Annotated in this window: 15 protein-coding genes and 2 pseudogenes; 4 read left to right on the top strand and 13 right to left on the bottom strand. The window is 57.0% G+C overall.

Annotation, left to right across the window (positions count from 1 at the left end; translation table 11 throughout):
* Both L6637_RS35750 and L6637_RS35745 read left to right on the top strand, forming a co-directional pair.
* Nucleotides 1-150: ATP-binding protein (locus L6637_RS35750; RefSeq protein WP_237873606.1), on the top strand; the 150-nt coding region annotated here is incomplete at its 5' end.
* 154 nt (nucleotides 151-304) lie between these two features.
* Nucleotides 305-502, top strand: coding sequence for a hypothetical protein (locus L6637_RS35745; RefSeq protein WP_237873603.1), 198 nt, complete (start codon nucleotides 305-307; stop codon nucleotides 500-502).
* A gap of 277 nt (nucleotides 503-779) precedes the next feature.
* On the opposite strand, the gene L6637_RS35740 is transcribed toward L6637_RS35745, so the two are convergent.
* The 7 genes and pseudogenes from L6637_RS35740 to L6637_RS35720 form a co-directional block, all read right to left on the bottom strand.
* Nucleotides 780-2288, bottom strand: coding sequence for an MFS transporter (locus L6637_RS35740; protein ID WP_237873601.1), 1509 nt, complete (start codon nucleotides 2286-2288; stop codon nucleotides 780-782).
* Between the two features lie 174 nt (nucleotides 2289-2462).
* A complete protein-coding gene (locus L6637_RS42705) occupies nucleotides 2463-2738 on the bottom strand; it encodes a tail fiber domain-containing protein (protein WP_338076886.1) in 276 nt (91 codons plus the stop codon).
* Nucleotides 2735-3124 carry a hypothetical protein gene (locus L6637_RS42700; RefSeq protein ID WP_338076887.1) on the bottom strand — a complete coding sequence of 130 codons (390 nt, stop codon included), beginning with the start codon at nucleotides 3122-3124 and terminating at the stop codon, nucleotides 2735-2737. Before L6637_RS42700 ends, L6637_RS42705 begins: the two co-directional genes overlap by 4 nt.
* A gap of 91 nt (nucleotides 3125-3215) precedes the next feature.
* Nucleotides 3216-4049: pseudogene (locus tag L6637_RS42695) on the bottom strand (DUF3300 domain-containing protein); the annotation flags it as partial.
* A 177-nt stretch (nucleotides 4050-4226) separates the two neighbouring features.
* Complete coding sequence (locus L6637_RS35730; RefSeq protein ID WP_237873599.1) at nucleotides 4227-4730, bottom strand: Spy/CpxP family protein refolding chaperone; 504 nt, start codon at nucleotides 4728-4730, stop codon at nucleotides 4227-4229.
* A 525-nt stretch (nucleotides 4731-5255) separates the two neighbouring features.
* Nucleotides 5256-6020 carry an outer membrane protein gene (locus L6637_RS35725; RefSeq protein ID WP_237873597.1) on the bottom strand — a complete coding sequence of 255 codons (765 nt, stop codon included), beginning with the start codon at nucleotides 6018-6020 and terminating at the stop codon, nucleotides 5256-5258.
* A gap of 116 nt (nucleotides 6021-6136) precedes the next feature.
* Nucleotides 6137-6475, bottom strand: a complete 339-nt coding sequence (locus L6637_RS35720; RefSeq protein ID WP_237873595.1) for a hypothetical protein — start codon at nucleotides 6473-6475, stop codon at nucleotides 6137-6139.
* 754 nt (nucleotides 6476-7229) lie between these two features.
* Here L6637_RS35720 and ligD point away from each other — a divergent pair.
* Nucleotides 7230-8120 carry a non-homologous end-joining DNA ligase gene (ligD, locus tag L6637_RS35715; RefSeq protein ID WP_465251702.1) on the top strand — a complete coding sequence of 297 codons (891 nt, stop codon included), beginning with the start codon at nucleotides 7230-7232 and terminating at the stop codon, nucleotides 8118-8120.
* Between the two features lie 113 nt (nucleotides 8121-8233).
* Here the strand turns inward: ligD and L6637_RS35710 are convergent, their stop codons facing one another.
* The 3 genes and pseudogenes from L6637_RS35710 to L6637_RS35700 all read right to left on the bottom strand — a co-directional run.
* Nucleotides 8234-8851 carry a LabA-like NYN domain-containing protein gene (locus L6637_RS35710; protein ID WP_237873594.1) on the bottom strand — a complete coding sequence of 206 codons (618 nt, stop codon included), beginning with the start codon at nucleotides 8849-8851 and terminating at the stop codon, nucleotides 8234-8236.
* 1006 nt (nucleotides 8852-9857) lie between these two features.
* The gene (locus tag L6637_RS35705; protein ID WP_237873593.1) at nucleotides 9858-10070 is read right to left on the bottom strand and encodes a hypothetical protein; all 213 of its coding nucleotides are present in this window, start codon (nucleotides 10068-10070) and stop codon (nucleotides 9858-9860) included.
* 340 nt (nucleotides 10071-10410) lie between these two features.
* A pseudogene (locus tag L6637_RS35700) lies at nucleotides 10411-10820 on the bottom strand (SOS response-associated peptidase family protein); the annotation flags it as partial.
* A 78-nt stretch (nucleotides 10821-10898) separates the two neighbouring features.
* Here L6637_RS35700 and L6637_RS35695 point away from each other — a divergent pair.
* Nucleotides 10899-12398 carry a hypothetical protein gene (locus L6637_RS35695; protein ID WP_237873592.1) on the top strand — a complete coding sequence of 500 codons (1500 nt, stop codon included), beginning with the start codon at nucleotides 10899-10901 and terminating at the stop codon, nucleotides 12396-12398.
* Between the two features lie 169 nt (nucleotides 12399-12567).
* On the opposite strand, the gene L6637_RS35690 is transcribed toward L6637_RS35695, so the two are convergent.
* The 3 genes from L6637_RS35690 to L6637_RS35680 form a co-directional block, all read right to left on the bottom strand.
* Entirely contained in the window at nucleotides 12568-13113 is a 546-nt protein-coding gene (locus L6637_RS35690; RefSeq protein WP_237873591.1) for a TadE/TadG family type IV pilus assembly protein, read from the bottom strand.
* Nucleotides 13114-13241: 128 nt separating this feature from the next.
* On the bottom strand, nucleotides 13242-13799 hold the full coding sequence (locus L6637_RS35685) for a TadE/TadG family type IV pilus assembly protein (RefSeq protein ID WP_271605679.1): 558 nt from the start codon (nucleotides 13797-13799) through the stop codon (nucleotides 13242-13244).
* A gap of 64 nt (nucleotides 13800-13863) precedes the next feature.
* The gene (locus L6637_RS35680) at nucleotides 13864-15411 is read right to left on the bottom strand and encodes a TadE/TadG family type IV pilus assembly protein (protein WP_237873586.1); all 1548 of its coding nucleotides are present in this window, start codon (nucleotides 15409-15411) and stop codon (nucleotides 13864-13866) included.
* Nucleotides 15412-16225: the final 814 nt, after the last annotated feature.

Here is a 16225-nt window from a genome sequence, read left to right as displayed (position 1 = left end):
ATGACCCTCGCCGCTATCGATCGCCTCGTTCACCACGCCACCATCGTCGAGATGAACGTCGAGAGCTATCGCAGACGAACCGCCCTCGAACGAAAACGCGGTCCAGGACGGCCGGCATCGCACGCGACACCCAAAACCGTCGCTGATTGACGCTGCGCGACAATCAGAGTTCAACAAAACTCTTGCGCGCGACAATCATCGCGGCAATCATCATCAGGCCGCGACACTGCCTCGCCATCCTGATCGCCGCGCACTTCCTACCCAGATTGCCGCGCTACACGCGTTCACGAACGACAGCCTCACCATGATGTACGAGGGCATTCGAGCAGCATTAGCGTCCGACAATGCGCAGAAGGCCGCCGGAGACAAACCCCGTTTCCGGGTTCGCGAAACCCGTGATTGGAGAGAGCACGCAGCAAACCTCGAAACGGAAATGCTGAACCGGGGCATGTACTTCGAGATCATCGACTGGTCCGAGGATCAGGGACAACTGCCGCTGTAAGCCAGGTGCGGGCGGGGCGCGCCGCGAGGCGCTATGGCCATCCGCCGTAGCGGGCGTTCTTCGACGGGACCTGCTAGACTACGATCCGCCCGTCGTCAGCGTCTAAATCAAGTCGAAAACGCTCGTCGAACGCGCCGCATGGCCTTTCGTCGCCGGCCCTATTCTTGCAGCAGTAAGGTTACGCGGGGAAGATGCTGACCGCGATGGTAGGAGCGCGCACGAGCTACGGCCATCTGCAAAATTGAGGCGATCGATTCCTCGTTGCAGCTCATGCCAATCACGGATGACAAATGTCTCCACCCGTCGGGTCACTGACATCACGCGATAAGGCCCAGCCGACTGCGCCGTCACGATATCGAGACAGCCGAACGTCCGTCATGGCTGCGCGAAACGCCGGGACATCAGACGGATCAATGCGGTAGCTCACGGCAGCACGCAGTCTATGCCGAGAGCTGTGCAGAAGCGGTCTTATCTCTTCGGCAATCGATAACGAAGGCGGATCGGTTATCGCCGAGGCCGACGGATCGTCGATCTCAGGCGGCAGATGGATCGCCCGCGTGAGGATCGCAATGGCACCACCAGCGAACCCGGCTATCAGGATCGTTTCTGTCAGACCGACACGATCACCAAGCCAGCCCCAAAAGATGGCTCCCAAGCCCATGCCGCCGTTAAAGACCGCTTGGTACAGCGCCAGCGCGCGAGCTCGAACCCACGGCGCCGCTGCCAATTGTACCGTTGCCTGCAGGTTCGAGGCGCCGACGATCCAGCCCATGCCGAACACGAACAGCGCGATGAAGGCGATCGTGGCAGTTGGGACAAGAGCAAGAGGGACTAGTGAAAGGCCGCAACAAGCGCCGGCCAAAAGGATCAGGTTGTTGCGTGGAAAAAACCTGTTCAGCGCAGGCATCATCAAGCCGCCCAGCACCACACCGGTGCCGATGACGCCCATCATCAAGCCGAAAGATGCGGAAGACAATCCAAGCACTTCACCGACATACAATGGTAGCAGGGCCCAGATCGCGCTCGCGCAGCCGAAAAACGCCGCTGATCGGAAGAGCGTGCTACGCACCACCGGCTCGGCGAATGCATAGGCGAGGCCGATGCGCATGGCCGACCCGAACGGCTCGGGCGGGACGTTGTTCGTCGCTTGAGTTCTCGGGAACGTCAGAAACACTCCGACCGCGAGAGCAACGAAAGCGAAGGACGCCGCATTTGCTGCGAAGGCAGCCGTCGCGCCTGAAGCTGCCAGTATCAAGCCACCCAGGGCAGGTCCGATGGCGCGGGCGATATTGAACCCGACCGAGTTCAGAACCAGTGCTTGCGCCAGCGACCTGCGCGATACCGTGAGAGGCACCGAGGCTGCCCATGCAGGGCTGTTCAGCGCGGCGCCTATAGCGAGCAGGACGCTCAGCACCAAGAGCATTGCGGGATCAATGCGTCCCACGACTGCGACAACCGCGAGGATAGCAGAGGCCCCCAACATCAGGATGTTCGTAATGATCAGCAGGCGCTTGCGGTCCATCAAATCGGCAATGGCGCCGGCGGGGAGGGCGAGAAGCAGCACAGGCAGTTGCGCCGTCGCCTGCACCAAGCTCACCATTATGGGGCTCGGCGCCAGGTCCGTCATGATCCACGCGCTGGCGGCATTTTGGATCCAAGTGCCCAGCGCAGACACCGCGTTGGCAAGCCACAGCCAGACGAATGCGCGGCTGGCGAAAGGTGCCCAGACGGATGAGGACGCCGCATATTCTGGAGCGTTCGTGGCGACTTCATTTTGAGAGGACATCCGGGATCCCTATAGTCCGATGGTCGGGCTTACGAACTCACTGAGGCGCCAGGGCCACCTCGCGAAGCAAGAATGGTGACATCGGAAGTCCGACCCGGTCGTGAGATCACCTTCGCTGCTGACCGGCCCGGCAGTCAAAGCGCATGTGCCCTGGCCGGTCCCGCAACTCGATGCCTAGAGGTGACTTCTCCCTGCTGGTGGTGAGCCGGCGGATCTGGGTATGACGCCTCCACCGCGGGCCCAACTCTCATACGACGTGAACGTGAGGCCGAGCCGTTCATAGTAGACGCGCAGGTAGCCGTCTTCGCCGCGTGTAACTGCATCCGGTCTGACCTCCTGCACTTCCTGCGCGATCACTCCGACATAGGCCTTATCGCTGCCATTGTACGCAAAGCGGTAATAGCCGAGACCGTTGTCGAGCCAACCGAGAAGCACAACGTCGTGCTTCAAGTTGATGTCCGACCGGCGCCCGCCGCCACCTCGGCCCCCGCCGCCACGACCACCGCCCCCGCGGAACCCTCCACCGCCGCCTCCGTGAAAGCTCCGGCCGCCACCGCCACCCCGGAATGCTGCTGCACGGTGTCCGCCTCCCGCGAATCTCGCGGCTCCCCCGCGGCCAGCGGCGGGTCTGAAATGGCCAGCCCGCGACCCGCCGCGATGCGCAACGCGATTTCCCGAGCGCGCGTGTCGGCCGGCGCTGGAGCGATTGCGGGCCTGTCGATTGCCGGCACCTCTGTTAGCTGCCGCCTGCCGGTTTGTCGCACGGCCGCGGTCGGCGCGTTGCGGGCGGTCCGCTCGCTGCGCACGGTTGCCTGCATTTGGGCGATTGGTGGCATTGCCCAATCCTTGCCGCCCGCCTTGGGGACGATTGGCGTTGCCAAATCTCTGCTGAAGATTGGAGTTGTTATAGCGTGCACCTTGGCGGTGCCTTGTGTCGTGGCGCCAGTGCTCGACACGAGCCCCCCGGTTGATGTCGATCGCTCCGCCGCCCCAGTTGACGCGACTGCCGCCCCACCATCCGCCGCTTCCCCAATAACCGCCCGTTGCCCATCGTCCGAGTGCGTAAGCAGCACCGAACGCCACACCGGTCGCGTTCAGGCCCGCGCCGATGTAGCCGGGGTAACCCCAATAGTAGGGGTATGCCGGATAGTCGGAGTAAGGCCAATCGCCGAACACGACCTGAGGTTCGTAATAGGGAACATAGATGCTGTCAGGAGCAGCCGGCTCGATGTAAATCAACTGCCGGTTCTAGTCTTCTCGAACGGTGACCGTCTGTTCGTTCGTCGTCACAAGCTTCTTCCGGTCGTAAGCCTTCGAGCGCAGCCGTTGCACTGCATTCATGACAGCCTGCTGTTGCGCCAGGAAGGCCTCGCCGAGCTTCTGCGTCCATTCGAGATGCTCGTTCATCATCTGCAGGACCGAGGGTGTCGCGATCAGAGCCTTGACGCTCGCATCCCATTCCTGCTTCTCGGCCGCGGTCATGAGGGCATCTCCCTTCAGGTCCTTGTTCTGGTCCAGCCAGCGCGCCGCGTGCACCACCTCAAGCGGATAGGTGGATGCCATGAGGACGTTCGACAGCAGCGTGTCAGGATATAAGGCGACCGGCGCAACCAAGGCTTCCAGTTCCGCGGGCTTGAGGGTTCCTTGGTCGGGAACTGGTGCGGGCGCTGAACTCGTCGCCGGTGATGGCTGATCCGCCGTTTGCGCGAATGCTGGCGAGCCGACGCCGAGCGATGCGAGGAACGCTCCCGTGACGACCATTCTCCTGACGAACTGCATGCGTTGGTCCTCCTCCGCTACACACGAGATCGGCGAGGGACGTTTGCGTTTGACGTAGATCAAGAAAAGCGGGCGAACGAGGAAAACGACGCGCGCGCTTCATGAACGCGGGAACTCATCGGCAAAATGGCAGCTCTGGCGCAGGACTTCAGCCGGCGATCAGTCGTCTTCGTTTTCAGGTTCGAGACTATGCTCGATCGCATCGCGCATTCCGCGCATGACAACATACGACGCAAAAGACATTCTTCTCTTCTGATCTTCACTTAAGGTTTTGTAGAGAGGCTCCCAGGCAGCAGCGAGTTTCTTGAGGTCGTCGCCACGCTGGATGAGGCGATCCGCTCTGCGTTGCATGAGCTCGACGGGATTACTGTCCTTGAGGGGATCGACGGCTTCGTCGTGCAGTTCGACTATCCGCTGCAATCTCGCCTGCCGGTTTGTCGCCCTGTTGCGAATTGCGTCTTCGATTGCTGGCCAATATTTTTCCTGATCCGCCGTCAGCTGGAGAGCAGCCTTGATGATGCCGACGCGCATATCCGTCAAACTCTTCAAGTCTGCTGCGCTAGGACCGTCAGATCCCGCCATCGGCGATGTCTCTGCGGCGAGGACGAGAGGCGAGGTGGTCATCAAAAAGGCGAGTGCTGCGATGGCTGTCGTTCTTGTCATTGCAAGCTCCTGAGACTGCGCCCCCGAGTAGTTGGTCGCGTCGGAGTTGGCGCAGTTTGATCTAAGTCAACTGGTCTCCTAGGGGGGGGAAGAATTTGTGAAGCGTCGAGGTGCCGTGATGGAGCATGTTGTTTTGATCTGCAGCACTCCCACGCTGCGAGCCTACCCAGAAAACTTGTTCGGCCTAGCAGATGAGCTCGCGAGCTCGGCAGCGTCGCGACGGCGCGTCGCATCGGCTATGGCGAAACGCGCACAAGGCCACCGAATACCCTTGCTCGAGTTCAAGGAACATGCCGATAGCGCCCGCTAATGCTCGCGGCCACGGAAAGATCGATGGACGAGAACCCACTGGCTTGCGCTCACTAAGCAAAGCGATTGCCGGACGAGGCCAACGCAACTTGTCCATTTTTTTGAACGAGCACGCCGTGAACGCTTTCGCTTTTGGTCTTACCGTCCGCAGCCGTATCGACGTTTGGCAAAAAAAGCCCCGGCGAGCCGGGGCTTTGCTTTGCGTTGTTTGAATGTTCAGTATTTGGCGGCGACCGGGACGCCATACCCGCCGAAGCGGTAGTTCAGGCGAAGGGTGACCATGTCGACATCCTGCTTGATCCCGTCGCCCAGGACGGTGACGCCACCGGGCGTAACAAAACCGGCGAACGATGCATTATCACGACCCATCCAGAGGTGGTCGTATTCAACACCGAAGGACCAGTTGGGCGCGAAGCCATATTCCCAGCCGACACCGAGTGCACCACCCCAGCGCGTGTGACCTGCCGAGGCCAAGCCGACACCAGTGACGTTGTTGAATATGTCAAAGCGGTTGTGGGTGACGGCTGCGCCTCCTTTCACGTAGAACAACGACGCATTCCAGGCCCAACCAAGCTGTGCCGTAAACAGGCCGATCCCATCTGTCTTTCCTGTAGTTGAGATCAGCGGATCGATCACAGTGACGCGCGTATTCTTCATGTCGGCCCAATCGCCCTGTGCTTCCAATCCGAACACAAACTGATTGGTCTGCCAGCGATACCCGATCTGTCCGCCGACAAGAGCGCCGGAGCGGTCAGCGCAACCACCCGCGACTGTTCCTGCGAGCGTGACGAAGTCCACGCATTGGTGGCTTTGACCCCAACCGCCGTTGGCACCGATGTAGAACCCGGTCCAGTCGTAAATCGGAGCTACCATAGGCGGTGGCGCCTTGGTGTAGGGACGGGCCGCTAGATCAGCCGCCGACGCGGGGGCGGATAGACCCACGGCCACCATCCCGGCCGCGGCAATCAGAAGCTTTTTCATTACCAGAATCTCCCCAGAAGAAGTTCAATAAAGTCACAGCGCCCACCAGAGGAATCAAAACTATCCCGTTCGCCTGAAGGTTGATGTAGCTTGGCCGCAACACTCGGCTCAGATATCTAGCGCCAATTCTTCATATTTATTAAGTATTTGCGGGGAACCAAATGCACTTCGACGTGCATTAACGTCCGCTGTGCTGTTAATTGTGGCGTCGTTTGCGGGGCGACCTTTGACATCAGCCTTGCTGAGAAGCTTGACGCGCGTTGGATGTCGCCGATGCAATTGGCCTCATAGCCGGTGCATTGCTGCGCACCATCGGTAGGCGTTGCAGTGCGCGTCTGCGTCGGCATGATCGAGCGAAGTCCGTGCCGGATCGTTGTAGATGCAGCCGCCTCAATTGCGGCAAGGGACTCGCCTATTGATTCGCTCGGTAATCCAGCGTTCGTCGGCTTGTCCACGACCCCTTAGAACTCACACTTGGATCGGCCAACGATGGGGGTGCAAGGGCGCTTGGTCCCCATCCGGGCGCCCTTGTGCTGAGGGAGACCTAGGCACCGCCCCAACACGCCCTCGCGAAAGCCGCCGACGAAATGATCGGATGGCAGAGATATCATCGAACGAGCCGCTGACCATGGTCGCAAGCTCATGTGCAGAAGCATGCTCTGCTAAGCGGCGCCCCAGCTCTAAAGCCCGTTGCCGATCTTCCTCTGCGTCCATCGTCTCGGCTATCTTGCTCGTTAGCCGGCCCCGACGAAGTTGCTGACCGCGCCCGGGCTTTCTACGTTCTCACCAAGCTTAGAAAGCTTGGGGCTGGAAAGATCGGCGAGGCGTATCGTAGAGAAGCACAATCTCGGCGCGAGGAGAGCGCACTTTGTGCCAATGCGATGCGGGTGACCGGCATCCGTCGTTTCTATTGGCCAAGGGTACCCGTGACGAGGCGCGGCGGATTGCCAAGGCGATATCGAAACTACCGGAGCTACTGAAGCGACCACGGTATTGATGTTCTAATTTATCACATTCTGTTCGTGCGCTGTTCGAAAGCGTTCTCAAAAGCACAACCTGCAAAGGTGTTCGCGGTTGTAGGCGATGGTTGGGTGTATTCACGGATGGAACACGCCTGCACCACCGAAGTTGGAGACTCGTTGAGTAAGGTAGGTAGACTGACCGCCGCTGGCCCCAACACCGGCGGCGGGCTTTTGTGAGTTGCGTAGAGTGGCGAAGCGTACCGAGATGCCGGGGTTCATTAAACCCCAATTGGCGACCCTGAAGAGCAACGCTCCCTCAGGTGCCCAATGGATTCACGAAATCAAATATGACGGCTATCGGGCGCAGGTACATGTGAACAGCGGCGCCACGAAAATCTTCACCCGCAACGGTCACGACTGGACGAAACGGTTCTCGCGCCTCGCAAGCTCGTTCAAGCTGAAGAGCCAAACCGTCTTCGATGGCGAGATTGTCGTGGTCCACGAGGACCGGACCAACTTTTCCGAGCTGCACGCAGACTTGGCCAAAGGCCGTCAAGACCGGATGCTGTTCTATGCCTTCGATATCCTCTTCCACAATGGAGAGGATCTTCGGAGCAAGCCCCAGCTTAAGCGTAAGGAGTTGCTGAAAGAGCTGATCGACATGCTCGATCCGCCCATCCTGTACAGCGAGCATCATGAAGGCAACGGGCAGGCGCTGTTCGAGGCTGCGGCGCGGTTGAACTATGAGGGCATCGTATCAAAGCGTATCGATGCACCTTACCGCTCGGACAGGGTCGAGGCTTGGCAGAAAATCAAAACTGTCCAGCGCGAAAAATTCCCTGTGGTCGGATTCATCAAGGATCCGACAGGTGTCGCCGCCCTCTACCTCGGCAAGAGGGAAGGCAAAGAACTGGTGTACATGGGCAAGGTCGGTACCGGCTGGTCTCGCACGGTTTCCAGTGAGATCCGAAAGAAGCTCGACACGGTGGTGAGCCCAAAGGCAAAATTGACAAAGCCCATCAAGAAACCAAAGGCTACTTGGGTCGAGCCGACGTTTTATGCCGATATCGAATTTCACGACATCACTTCAGACGGCCTACTGAGGGCGAGCTCGTTCAAGGGATTGTCTCGAAAATAGGCGCGGCGAGAGGGCTAGCCGTATCCTGGAATTGGTCTGCGCGTCACTGGCTGCTTGGACGTCATGCTGTTCTATTGAAGTGGTCTGCCGCAAAGTCGATACGGGCGACTTACTTAGCCACGAGGGTCGTTTCCTTTCGGCTCTTGTAGATATTTCGACATGTGTCCTCGCGGTTCGCGATCACGTGGGGCCGGGCGTTCAAACGGGTCGCGGCCAAGCTTGGACTGCAACTCGACGAGATCAGTGAAGACGTCGGCCTGGCGGCGCAGCTCGTCGGCTATCATCGGCGGCTGGCTGGCGATAGTGGAGATCACCGTGACCCGCACGCCGCGGCGCTGCACGGCCTCGACCAGCGAGCGGAAGTCGCCATCACCCGAGAATAGCACCATCTGGTCGATGTGTTCGGCGGCCTCCATGGCGTCCACCGCTAGCTCGATATCCATGTTGCCCTTGATCTTGCGGCGGCCGGATGCATCGACAAACTCTTTAGTCGCCTTGGTGACGACCGTGAACCCGTTGTAGTCCAACCAATCGAGCAGGGGACGAATCGAGGAAAACTCCTGATCTTCGATAACTGCGGTATAGTAGAATGCCCGAAACAGTTCTCCGTGGCTGTGAAATTCCTCCAGCAGGCGTTTGTAATCGATGTCGAAGCCCAGTGCTTTCGCCGTCGCGTAAAGATTGGCGCCATCGATGAAAAGCGCAATCTTGTTAGTCGAAGCGGATGACATGACTTGCGGGCTTTCCAGAGCGCCGATCTAGGCCTTGGTCGATAGACCAGCAACTGAATCCTTGGCTCGATCTCGAAGAGAGATGCGCGAAAATACTTCAAGCATCAAGCAATCTCATGGCGAGCAGGAACTCCGCTGCCACTAAAGAAGTTATCCCATTATATTTGTTGAGCAATGTGGCTATTTTAGGTGGTTGTTTATGAGTATGCTTCCAATGAGCGATGTGGATTTTCCTGTCTTTGATAGTTCGATCACACGGCGCGGTCGCAGCTGGCGTTGGTGCGTTTATGGCAAAGCTGGTAAAATCATCCTGCAGGGTACTGAGCGCGGCCGACTAGCGGCACAGTACATGGCTGCGCGCGCGACCTTTTTGCTGCTCCTCACCGCGCCGTACCGGAGACCCAGGAACGAACTGCTTCCAAAAAATCCCGTGCGCTCGAACTCAATAGGACTGAGATAGCCGAAGGTCGAGTGCACTTGTAACTCTCGGCGACGGGAGAAGGCCAAGTTTACACATCTTAATTCTGGAGGAGCGAGCGACCTCAGCTCTGGAAGGGTGAGGAGCTGAGGCCGCCTGAGCTTCGGAACGGAGGCGAATCCAACCGACGCTCAGCGAAGGTAGGCTGCATCCATTCCCTCGCATGGTGCACTTGTGAACAAAACTGCGACGATGTTAGCGCGCGTGCTTTAAGTCCCGTAGTTGTCCCCCGTCTTGCGCGACGAGCCTCACGTTAAGGCTGCCGAATTTCGATAGGCTTCGGTATTCCAACGGGGGTGTGCTCGGCCTCACCCAAAACTATGCTGCCGCGCTCTGAGTGAGCGTGAAATGGCAAGCGGCCGCAACAATGAAAATCCACCCGTGCTCCTCTGCCAGGAATGCAGGCGGCCGATGGAGTACCTCGCGATGCTTCCAGAGATTGCCGGCCTGCAAGCGATACACGCCTACTTATGTCGGCCATGCCAGGGGGTCGACAGCATTACGTTGAAGTAGGACCAGCGGATTTGCCTAGCCGTCTCGGCACCGAATGCCGAAGTTGTCGCAGGTCAACGCGAAGGCTTCCTTCGCCTTTGCATCCTCAAAGCAGAAGCGGGTGCCGATGTCTGCGCGATCAGTCCACCATCCCAATTTGCTGTCCTTCGCAAGGCGAGCAGCCTCTCCGCGCAGCAGATCCAACTGTCTTCCAGCTGCGTGGACAACCAAGCAATTTTCTTTTGCCATGAATGCGGTCCTCAAAATGATGCAACAACACCAATTTGTTTCCGCCAAAAAATGAAAATAATGTGGCGTTAATGCTGGCGCTACTGATGCGGAAACAGGTCGGCACCTGCCGATAACAGCCGCACATAGGTGCCGCTTTCGTGCGGCTCGAGCCAGCCTCTCTCGATCGTATACTTGATGCCGGCGCCAAACTCCGACCCGCTCGCATGGTCTTAGAAAGGAACGGACCGTTGATCTTCTCGATGTGGATGCTCGTTGATCACCTGGACGCTTCTGGCAAGCTCGATGAGCTTTCGTGCGGCGGCTTCCGGTTCGGCATAGGGGCGGGCGTTAGCGCATTTCATATGGCAGTCTGATCCTCCTTCACGCCACGTGCCACGATTCGCAATGCACCGTCTGCAAGCGGACGCTGAAGTATTTGGGCTTCATCCCAAGAAGCGCTCATCCAGGTCTCAACTACGCCCGGCCGCATCAAGATGACCGGCATCGCTTTCGGGTGAATAGCGCCGACCTCGGCATTGGGCTCGGTCGTTAGGAATGCGTACAAGTCGTTCGTCGTTTCGCCTTCTTTGACCTTTCGCACCGAAGTCCAATTTGCCAAGATGGCCGCGAAGCAGGCGAGGAGGCGGGTCTCTTTGAGAGCGAACCAGATGTCTCCGCCTTCGGCCTTGTTGAACTCGCGGAATGAGTTGAAGGGTACCACGCAGCGGCGCTCCGGGCCAAGCCACGCCTCCAGGGTTTCGAGCTTAAGTGCCGCTGTCGGTTTGTCGCCCGTTAGGAAAGCATTATTGCCTTCAGGCGATAATTTCTCATCCAACTAGATAAAGGTTGCTCGACTTGGGGCCGATTTTGAAAGGTCAAGGGACCGTGGCGGCCTGCGTATTCGCTACAGCTGCGATTTTCGCGATAGTCTATTGGATTATCGGAGGAGCCGTATTCCCCACGGATGACGCCTTCATCAACTTGCACAATGCGCAGGTTATTCACGAGGGCCACGATGAGAATTATATCGGAGTTCCCGCTCTCGTCGGAGCCACGAGCGGTGTGCATCTCGCGCTGCTGCTGGCTATCGAGAAAGTCGTCTTTTCTGACACTCTGGCATTGTACTTGCTCGGCGCATTCTGCGGCGTCGCATATGTGCTCGGTCTATTCCTCGCCTGCATCAACGTCGGATGCTCCCGCCTGGAGCCAATGCTAATCGCTGTTGGTGGCTTGATCTTTGCTGGTACGCTGTTTCAGCTCCTGAATGGAATGGATACCGGACTCGCGATGGCTGCGGTGGCCTGGAACATCAAGCTGCTGACAGACAAGAGACGGACGATCTCGCTCCCCCTTCTTTGCGGGATCATGCCGTTTATCCGGCCGGAGCTTAGTCTTCTGTCTGTCGGGTCGATGCTCATTCTGCTTCTCGAAAACGGTCATTCGCTCCGCTTCAAGATCGCTGCATGCGCGACGTCGCTTCTAAGCGCTGTGCCGTTCCTCATGTGGTACTGGGTCGACACGGGTTCGCTGGTGCCTAGCACTGTCGGCGCCAAAACCTACTACTTCGCAGACCGTTACGCAGATTGGCCGGACAAATTGCGCTTCGTATCGTTGGCAACGGCTCGAGCTGCGGTTGCCTGTTTCCCTCTTTTTCTCTGCGTTCGCTTTATACGGCCGCGCTCGGTCGGGATCGTTCTGGCCGTGTTCGCTACCATTTTCATAGGCTCGTATCTCTGGAAATTCCCTAGCGGCCTCTCCCATAATGGAAGTCGATACCTCTACATATTTGCGCCGATCATACTCTTTGGAGTGGCGTGCGGCCTCAGTTCGGCAGCTCGCACGAATACCCTTCGATTTGTCGGGATATCGGCTCTCTTTCTGCCATTGGCCTTCGGTGGGCAACTTTCCGACTACTGGACACACCTAACAGGCAATCAAAAAAGCCTTTCCGACGCCGTACATTGGATCAATGAGAATTTGCCTGATCGACCGACAATATTGGTGCATGACGCTGGCTATGTCGCCTATGCGGGGCATGTTCGGCTTGTCGACCTCGTAGGACTGAAGACGCCGGCCGCGATCGAGTTTCACAAGCGGCTGACGTACCCAAGCGCCGGGGAGCTGAGGTCAAAGGCGATCGCTGAGATCGCTCGATCATTCCACCCAAAATACTTGTTAGCGCTTCAAGAGTGGAACGAGAAATTTGGTCTCGTTGATGGTCTACGCGAGCAGGGTTGGGTGGTGGAGGAAGTATACACGGGAAAGGGTCAGACGAACACGCCCTCGCCAGACATTTACCACATCTACAAGCTGAGTGAGCCAATCACCGCGGCCAGACAGAGCTAGCAAAAATACCTCTTATTAAACCGAAACTTTTCCATTTACTAAAGGGAGGGGACTTGGAGGAAAGGTCGCAATCGTTGTCTGCAGACCAGCTACACACTCAACGCGATTGCCGGCCTTGGTCCAAATCGCGTCAATTAGTTCTATGGTCGCGCCTCAATGAAGCCGCTTTCTAATACGGCTCGTTTTTAAAAACAGCCGTTCCGACCAACAATCGCTTGTTGCCGGACAGGTTCGACGGATTCCAACCCAATCCGGTAACGATCTGTGGCCATTGATAGAACAACCGCACGACAACAACATCTCCCGGGCCACCGGGGTTGAAATGAAGATTCGTTCCGACGAAGTTTCTGTTGCTATCTATCGGGCTACTTAAATTGATGCTCGTGAACGAAGGATAGTTCTGCACATCGATGGAGATACCACTGCAGTTGAAGAGCGCCGGGATCTTGCCGCAGACGTAGTTGGTGAACTGCGCCGAGGTGTAAGACGCGGCTTGGACCTGACCTGTTAGGACGGTCCGAGCCGCATCCAATGTAATCGTTTCGAGCAACTGCCCCGCGAGAAACAGGATTCCCGTCTCAAGAATGGCGAACAAAAGTGCAAAGAACGTCGGCGCGACCAACGCAAATTCCACTGCTGCCGATCCCCGATGGTTAACGCGAAACCGGCGGAGCCGGCGCCGAACCAACAAGGCAGTAAAAGTAGGCGATGGCATTAAACAACTCCTGGCGTTCGCGCGCCTCTCTCTTTCAACTTACGAGCAGATGTCTTCCCGAATCGATTCGCCATCAGGCCGCGCCTCCGACATCGTTTGTTCTTCTGATCGATTCTAGAGCGCACGCATCAGGTTTGAGGGCACGTGGTCGGAAGTGGGTTCGGGGGGTTATAAAACACGCACTGAGATAACCGTGGACGGGTGTAGGCGAAGTCGCTCAAGGCCACTCCCTCCTTATTCATCACGTAGCCGATCGTCGGTACGTAGGTGTACACTACACTGGAGTAGATCACGTAAGTGTTAGCCACCTGAAGCGAAGTTGGTATGTTTACTACCGTTCCCGGCGACGCCGCTAACGAGCCATCGCTGTTCACCGCCCACTGGACTCGTGCCTGCAGGCTCGAATTGACCCACAGTTGGACAATCGACATCTTGAGATTCGGATCTGTAGCACTCGTGGCGTAAGGATATAAGATGCCCGTCGAAGCTGAAAAGAAATTAGTGAGGTCCGAATCCTTAACCGACTTTGATTGCGATGTAAGGTCGGAGGTCGTATGCGCCATGAGGGATACGGCGCGATAGGCAGCAAGGCCGTTGGTGAACTCAACTACCCCAAAAAACAACACGAGCATGATCGGGACGATCATGGCAAACTCGGTCGCTGCGACCCCGCTACGGTCTCGCATGAGTCGTGCTAGAAGGCGCTGAGTGCGCCGCCAAGGCTTCGCCTTATATTTCATGACGAGTCCTTCAGTTGGTAATGTGCGCATTGACGAGGGCATGATTGAACATCGCATTCAGTGCAGCAGTGATGTCCGCCGGAGTGTTCGCGGTATAGAAAAAGCCAGGCGACGCGCACCCCTGCAGGCTTGCGGGAATATTGGGTATGTTATTGTTGGCGTAATCGTCCTCGTCACCTGCAAAGCTGGCATTGACCGGTGAGATTAGCTGGTAAGGGATGTAGAGAACCGACACGATGATGCCCCTATTCTTGAGTGGGGCGCAGTCAGTTGCGGGATTAATGACCGTGGCATGGTTGCTGCCGGACCAGCCGCCGTTAGGAACGCCTTTCACTTGCGGGTCCTGAGCACCGTCGGTGATAAGGAAGACATAAGGGAGGGTATTGTTATAGGAACTGCCGTTACCTACGCTGCTGATTAGGGTGTTCGTCGACGAGAGCGCTGTATCGATGTGCGTGCCACCCGAGCCGAGATTGGCGTTTGTATTGGTGTCAAGCAAAGACGCCAGATTGGCGGCCGCATAGTTGATGGTGGACGGATTTGTTGAGGAGCCGTTGATACTCGAAGTCAGTGGAAAATAGTTTGAATAGAGATACCGGATGAAGGGATACAGACCGATCCGGAATTGCTGCGGTAACTTCTCGCTGTTATTCGCCGTAATAAAGAGTTGGTTCACGGCATAACCCACCGCATCGAGCCGCAACTGGATGCAATTATCGGTGCCCGTAGCCGGACAGTTCGCTACTGTGGGGAGATTGTTGTAGAGCGAATTCGGCAAGCCGGAGACGATATTGTTGGGAAGCTGCTTTCTCATCGGATTGTTGTTATTGGTCTGGAGGAGGCCTGTGTATCCAGACTGGCTGACGCGGGAGATCGCGTAACCGAGGCAATAATTATTCGTAGGATAGCCTTGCGTCCCCGAGTCCGTGCATGCGCTATTTTGAGGCGAGAAATGGCAAGCCAACGTGCATCCGGTGGGATATTGCCTGAAGTTGTCAGGATTAATTGCCTGCATTCGCTGAGCTTCTGTTGGCGTCGAGGGCAGCCCCATTGACCCCGAAACGTCAAGCAGCAGATAGAAATCAAGATACATCGGCAGTGAACCAACCGATTGTGACGAACCTGAAAGCGCGATCGTGTTTATGCCGATTAACTTCACGAAGGTGGTGGGCATGTCAGCGCTGAAAGTCACTTGAGAGGTGATGTTCGAATTCGTCTTAGTGACCGTCGGAGTGACATGTAAGTTCGTATAGTCCGCGACATTCCGGAGGTTTGCATAGAAGATATTGCTCGCATCGGTGACGCCGGCGGCTACTGGTCCGCTGCCAGCCATTGTACCTGCCGCAACATACGCGGGCGAACCTACTGCCAGTGCTCCAACGCTTGCCGCATCGGCCGCGCTTTGCAGCTTGGCTTTGATCTGAGTCGCCATCGTGTAGTCCACCGCACAACCAACCGCGGTCAGAAGCGGGACGGCCGCAAGAGCAAAGATGACGGCGATATTACCACGTCGGTCGCGCAGGAAGCGACCCATCAGATCAAAACAACCGCCGCTCATAATTTCTGCCCCGAGTTTGATAGTCTAGAGTAACCTCTGGCTGCTTAAACGTTGCCTTAAGGCGAACGCAGATCTTCTCATCTCAATTCCCGCGATGTCGCCACCGAACGCGCTTCTCACAGCGAGAAACCGGAGGAGCATCGCTGCGGCTCTCCACACGGTCGAAACGACAATCTGGAATTGATCTCTTAAACAATGCTTACCAGCGGTTCGCCGAATGAACTACGGAAAACGAAGCGCCATCATTAACTGAGACTGAAATGTCTTGGAGAAACGCGGGTAGCCCGTCGAAAGTAATTTCGGTCCGATTAGGGGTGGGCGGGCAGGTAGACCGCAAATCACACAGTACTCCGCAGATTCGATTACTAGGCGAACAATTATGTGCTGCGAGATGGTCCATCGCCGTAAGGTCGGTGACTTGGCCTCTGAGCAGAACTTGGATCAGTTGTATAAGCGAACTATTAACACTCAAGGTGCATATGTATTCGACTTTGGGTTGTAGCCGCTTCTGCCCGACCAGCTGCTCCTTCCATCTGAGCGAACTTATTCCTAATGAATAAGCGGACAGGAAAGTACAGAGAATGATTACTCGCGTATTGGGTTCCGTTTGTATGTTCGTGGCCGCTCTGACTCTCGCCAGACACCTAGGTTTTTTGCCTATAGAAATGTGGAGCTTTGGAGTTGTGACCGGCTGTGGAGTCTATCTCTTGAGCGGCAACAAAGCGCTGTCGCTATCTCCTCGGTCGGGAGAACCAAAATTTGGCGATTCTTAAGCAGGTGCTTTGGAAGTCCTTGATCCTTAAAAGATGGAGCG

This window comes from Bradyrhizobium zhengyangense (genome assembly GCF_022012435.1).
In the GTDB taxonomy this organism is placed as follows: Bacteria; Pseudomonadota; Alphaproteobacteria; order Rhizobiales; family Xanthobacteraceae; genus Bradyrhizobium; species Bradyrhizobium zhengyangense.
The sequence above is the reverse complement of the archived record's forward strand: the minus strand, read 5'-3'. Positions and strand labels throughout refer to the sequence as shown.

Coding starts and splice junctions, on each gene's coding strand:
- L6637_RS35740 (WP_237873601.1), bottom strand. CDS start 2,288: ATGTCCTCTCAAAATGAAGTCGCCACGAACGCTCCAGAATATGCGGCG.
- L6637_RS35680 (WP_237873586.1), bottom strand. CDS start 15,411: ATGAGCGGCGGTTGTTTTGATCTGATGGGTCGCTTCCTGCGCGACCGA.
- L6637_RS35685 (WP_271605679.1), bottom strand. CDS start 13,799: ATGCGAGACCGTAGCGGGGTCGCAGCGACCGAGTTTGCCATGATCGTC.
- L6637_RS35690 (WP_237873591.1), bottom strand. CDS start 13,113: ATGCCATCGCCTACTTTTACTGCCTTGTTGGTTCGGCGCCGGCTCCGC.
- L6637_RS35730 (WP_237873599.1), bottom strand. CDS start 4,730: ATGACAAGAACGACAGCCATCGCAGCACTCGCCTTTTTGATGACCACC.
- L6637_RS35705 (WP_237873593.1), bottom strand. CDS start 10,070: ATGGCAAAAGAAAATTGCTTGGTTGTCCACGCAGCTGGAAGACAGTTG.
- L6637_RS35710 (WP_237873594.1), bottom strand. CDS start 8,851: ATGTCATCCGCTTCGACTAACAAGATTGCGCTTTTCATCGATGGCGCC.
- L6637_RS35725 (WP_237873597.1), bottom strand. CDS start 6,020: ATGAAAAAGCTTCTGATTGCCGCGGCCGGGATGGTGGCCGTGGGTCTA.
- L6637_RS42700 (WP_338076887.1), bottom strand. CDS start 3,124: ATGCCACCAATCGCCCAAATGCAGGCAACCGTGCGCAGCGAGCGGACC.
- L6637_RS35745 (WP_237873603.1), top strand. CDS start 305: ATGATGTACGAGGGCATTCGAGCAGCATTAGCGTCCGACAATGCGCAG.